Raw genomic sequence first — 4,308 nt, forward strand, 5'->3', positions numbered from 1 at the left:
ACTTAAATGCAACATTGATTGCGCAGTTCGTGGTCTTCTTCATCCTCGCCGGCTTCACGATGAAATTCGTGTGGCCGCCGTTGATCAAGGCGCTCGACGAACGCGCCAAGAAGATTGCGGACGGCCTGGCAGCCGCCGATCGCGGTAAGGCCGATCTGGCCGCCGCCGAAAAGCGCATCCAGGGCGAACTGGCAACGGCTCGCGATGAAGGCCAGAAGCGTATCGGCGACGCCGAGAAGCGCGCTCAGCTGATCATCGAAGAAGCGAAGAAGACGGCCGCCGACGAGGCAGCTCGCATCATCGCCAACGCCCGTGCCGATGCCCAACAGCAAGTGAACCAGGCGCGTGAAGAACTGCGCGGCCAGGTCGCAACGCTCGCCGTCAAGGGCGCGGAACAGATCCTCAAGCGCGAAGTGAACGCAACGGCCCACGCCGACTTGCTGAATCAACTGAAGACAGAGCTGTAATATGGCCGAACTTGCAACGATCGCTCGTCCTTACGCCGAAGCCTTGTTCCGTGTGGCCAAGGCAGGCAGCCTGGCAGCCTGGTCCGATCTCGTTACCGAGATGGCCCAGGTGGCGGCGCATCCTGATGTGCAAGCACTGGCGCACAACCCTTCCGTATCGCACGACAAGCTGGCAGACGTGTTTGCCGCCGCCGTGAAGACCCCGCTGTCCGTCGAGGCGCAGAATTTCGTCAAGACACTGGTCGACAATGGCCGTCTGGTGCTGTTGCCGGAAATCGCCGAACAATTCCACGCCCTCAAGAACGCGTCGGAAGGTTCGGCTGATGCCAATATCGTCAGTGCCTTCGAGCTCAGCGATGCCCAGGTCAAGGATGTGGTCTCGGCACTGGAGAAGAAGTTCGGCCGCAAGCTGAACCCCTCCGTGACGGTCGACAGCAGCCTGATCGGCGGTGTGCGTGTTGTGGTCGGCGACGAAGTGTTCGATACCTCCGTGCGCGCGAAGCTGCAGCAGCTGCAAGCTGCTCTGGCCGCGTAAGTGCCTCAGCCTGGCTAAGCGAAAGAACAATTTTTAGGAGTTAGTATGCAACTCAACGCATCTGAAATCAGCGAGCTGATCAAGAGCCGGATCCAAGGCCTTGGCGATACCGCTGAGATTCGCAATCAGGGCACGGTGATTTCCGTGTCCGACGGTATCTGCCGTATCCATGGTCTGTCCGACGTGATGCAAGGTGAGATGCTGGAATTCCCGGGCAACACCTTCGGCCTGGCGCTGAACCTGGAGCGTGACTCGGTGGGCGCCGTTATCCTGGGCGAATACGAACACATTTCCGAAGGCGACGTGGTCAAGTGCACCGGCCGCATCCTGGAAGTGCCTATCGGTCCTGAACTGAAGGGCCGTGTGGTCAACGCACTGGGCCAGCCGATCGACGGCAAGGGTCCGATCAACGCCAAGCTGACCGCCCCGATCGAAAAGATCGCTCCGGGCGTGATCGCGCGTCAGTCCGTGTCGCAACCGATGCAGACCGGCCTGAAGTCGATCGACTCCATGGTCCCCGTCGGCCGTGGCCAGCGCGAGCTGATCATTGGCGACCGTCAGACCGGCAAGACCGCTGTTGCGATCGACGCCATCATCAATCAAAAGGGTCAGAACATGACCTGCATCTACGTCGCGATCGGCCAGAAGGCTTCGTCGGTCAAGAACGTGGTGCGCGCACTGGAAGCACACGGCGCGATGGAATACACCATCGTCGTGGCCGCGACCGCCTCCGAATCGGCAGCGATGCAATACGTGTCGGCCTACTCGGGTTGCGCCATGGGCGAATACTTCCGCGATCGCGGTCAAGATGCCCTGATCGTCTATGACGACCTGTCCAAGCAAGCCGTGGCCTACCGTCAGGTCTCGCTGCTGCTGCGCCGTCCGCCGGGCCGTGAAGCCTATCCTGGCGACGTGTTCTACCTGCACAGCCGCCTGCTGGAACGTGCAGCCCGCGTGAACGCCGACTACGTCGAGAAGTTCACCAACGGCGAAGTCAAGGGCCAGACCGGTTCCCTGACCGCACTGCCGATCATCGAAACCCAGGCTGGTGACGTTTCCGCCTTCGTTCCGACCAACGTGATCTCGATCACCGACGGCCAGATCTTCCTGGAAACCTCGCTGTTCAACGCTGGTATCCGTCCCGCGATCAACGCCGGTATCTCGGTGTCGCGCGTCGGTGGCGCTGCCCAGACCAAGGTCATCAAGAATCTGTCCGGCGGTATCCGTACCGACCTGGCGCAGTACCGTGAACTGGCTGCCTTCGCGCAGTTTGCTTCCGACCTGGACGAAGCGACCCGCAAGCAGCTCGATCGTGGCGCGCGCGTGACCGAACTGCTCAAGCAGGCTCAGTACACCCCGCAATCGATCTCGATCATGGCTGTCACCCTGTTCGCCGTCAACAAGGGCTACATGGATGATGTCGAAGTGAAGAAGATCCTGGCCTTCGAAGCCGGTCTGCACAACTTCGTGAAGACCAGCCACGCTGACCTGCTGAAGAAGATCGAAGACACCAAGCAACTGGATAAGGATGCTGAAGCAGCCCTGGCGGCCGCCATCGCTGACTTCAAGAAATCCGGCGCGTACTAATTTTTACTGAAGCTATAAGGAGTCTTACTCATGGCTACAGGTAAAGAGATACGTGGCAAGATCAAGAGCGTAGAAAATACGAAGAAGATCACCAAGGCGATGGAAATGGTCGCGGCATCCAAAATGCGCAAGGCGCAGGACCGGATGCACGCAGCCCGCCCGTACAGCGACAAGATCCGCAACATTGCGGCCAACCTGTCGCAGGCCAATCCGGAGTACGTGCACCCGTTCATGGTCCAGCAGGATACGGCCAAGCGCGTTGGTTTCATCGTCGTCACGACCGACAAGGGTCTGTGCGGCGGCATGAACACCAACTCGCTGCGTCTGTTGACGACCAAGTTCCGTGAACTGGAAGGCCAGGGCAAGGCATTTGAATCCGTCGCCATTGGCAACAAGGGTCTGGGTTTTCTGAATCGTGTCGGCGCCCGCGTGGCCGCCAACGTGACGCAATTGGGTGATACGCCTCACCTGGAAAAGCTGATCGGCCCCGTCAAGGTGCTGCTCGACGCTTACCAGGAAGGCAAGCTGGACGCGGTGTACCTGGTGTACACCAAGTTCATCAACCCGATGAAGCAGTAAGCCACCCTGCAACAGCTGCTGCCGCTGACCAGCGACAAGCTCAAGGCTGACGAGGGTGCGCACTCCTGGGACTACATCTACGAACCCGATGTGCAATCCGTGGTGGACGAACTGCTGGTGCGTTACGTTGAAGCGCTGATCTATCAGGCCGTCGCCGAGAACATGGCTTCCGAGCAATCGGCGCGCATGGTGGCGATGAAGGCAGCGAGCGACAACGCTGGTAGCGTGATCGGCGAGTTGAAGTTGGTCTACAACAAGACTCGTCAGGCCGCGATTACCAAGGAACTGTCGGAAATCGTCGCCGGAGCGGCCGCCGTTGGTTGATCAGCTGGCGTAGCGCAGCGAAACAGAATTTAAATTTTATCTATTGAAGGAACGAAAATGGCTGATGGCAAAATCGTTCAGTGTATCGGCGCTGTGGTGGACGTGGAGTTTCCGCGCGACGCGATGCCCAAGGTTTACGATGCCTTGAAATTGGAAGGTTCGGATCTGACCCTGGAAGTCCAGCAACAGCTGGGTGACGGCGTGGTTCGTACCATTGCGCTCGGTTCGTCGGACGGTCTGCGCCGCGGCCTGACCATCTCGAACACCGGCAAGGCAATCACGGTGCCGGTTGGCACCGCGACCCTGGGCCGCATCATGGACGTGCTGGGTAACCCGATCGACGAATGCGGTCCGGTCTCGCACGAGCAAACCGCTTCGATCCACCGCAAGGCTCCCGCGTACGACGAACTGTCGCCGTCGCAAGAGCTGCTGGAAACCGGCATCAAGGTGATTGACCTGGTCTGCCCGTTCGCCAAGGGTGGTAAGGTTGGTCTGTTCGGTGGCGCCGGTGTGGGCAAGACCGTGAACATGATGGAACTGATCAACAACATCGCCAAGGCGCACAGCGGTCTGTCCGTGTTCGCCGGTGTTGGTGAGCGTACCCGTGAAGGTAACGACTTCTACCACGAAATGGCAGAAGCCAAGGTGGTTGACCTGGAAAACCCGGCCAACTCCAAGGTTGCCATGGTCTACGGTCAGATGAACGAACCGCCGGGCAACCGTCTGCGCGTGGCGCTGACCGGCCTGACCATCGCTGAAGGCTTCCGTGATGAAGGCAAGGACGTTCTGTTCTTCGTCGACAACATCTACCGTTAC

Annotated in this window: 3 protein-coding genes and 2 pseudogenes; all 5 read left to right on the plus strand. The window is 59.5% G+C overall.

Annotated elements, in window-relative coordinates:
• Positions 1–467, plus strand: a 467-nt coding sequence (locus tag ACIPHN_RS25660) for a F0F1 ATP synthase subunit B (RefSeq protein WP_400441981.1), incomplete at its 5' end; no start/stop codon positions are given.
• 1 nt (position 468) lies between these two features.
• Entirely contained in the window at positions 469–1,002 is a 534-nt protein-coding gene (locus ACIPHN_RS25665) for a F0F1 ATP synthase subunit delta (RefSeq protein ID WP_400441984.1), read from the plus strand.
• Between the two features lie 45 nt (positions 1,003–1,047).
• Positions 1,048–2,589, plus strand: coding sequence for a F0F1 ATP synthase subunit alpha (gene atpA, locus ACIPHN_RS25670; RefSeq protein ID WP_400441987.1), 1,542 nt, complete (start codon positions 1,048–1,050; stop codon positions 2,587–2,589).
• 30 nt (positions 2,590–2,619) lie between these two features.
• Positions 2,620–3,492, plus strand: a pseudogene (gene atpG / locus ACIPHN_RS25675) (F0F1 ATP synthase subunit gamma).
• Positions 3,493–3,549: 57 nt separating this feature from the next.
• Positions 3,550–4,308, plus strand: a pseudogene (locus tag ACIPHN_RS25680) (F0F1 ATP synthase subunit beta); the annotation flags it as partial.

Source organism: Herbaspirillum sp. NPDC087042, assembly GCF_044745245.1.
Taxonomy (GTDB): Bacteria; Pseudomonadota; Gammaproteobacteria; order Burkholderiales; family Burkholderiaceae_D; genus Herbaspirillum.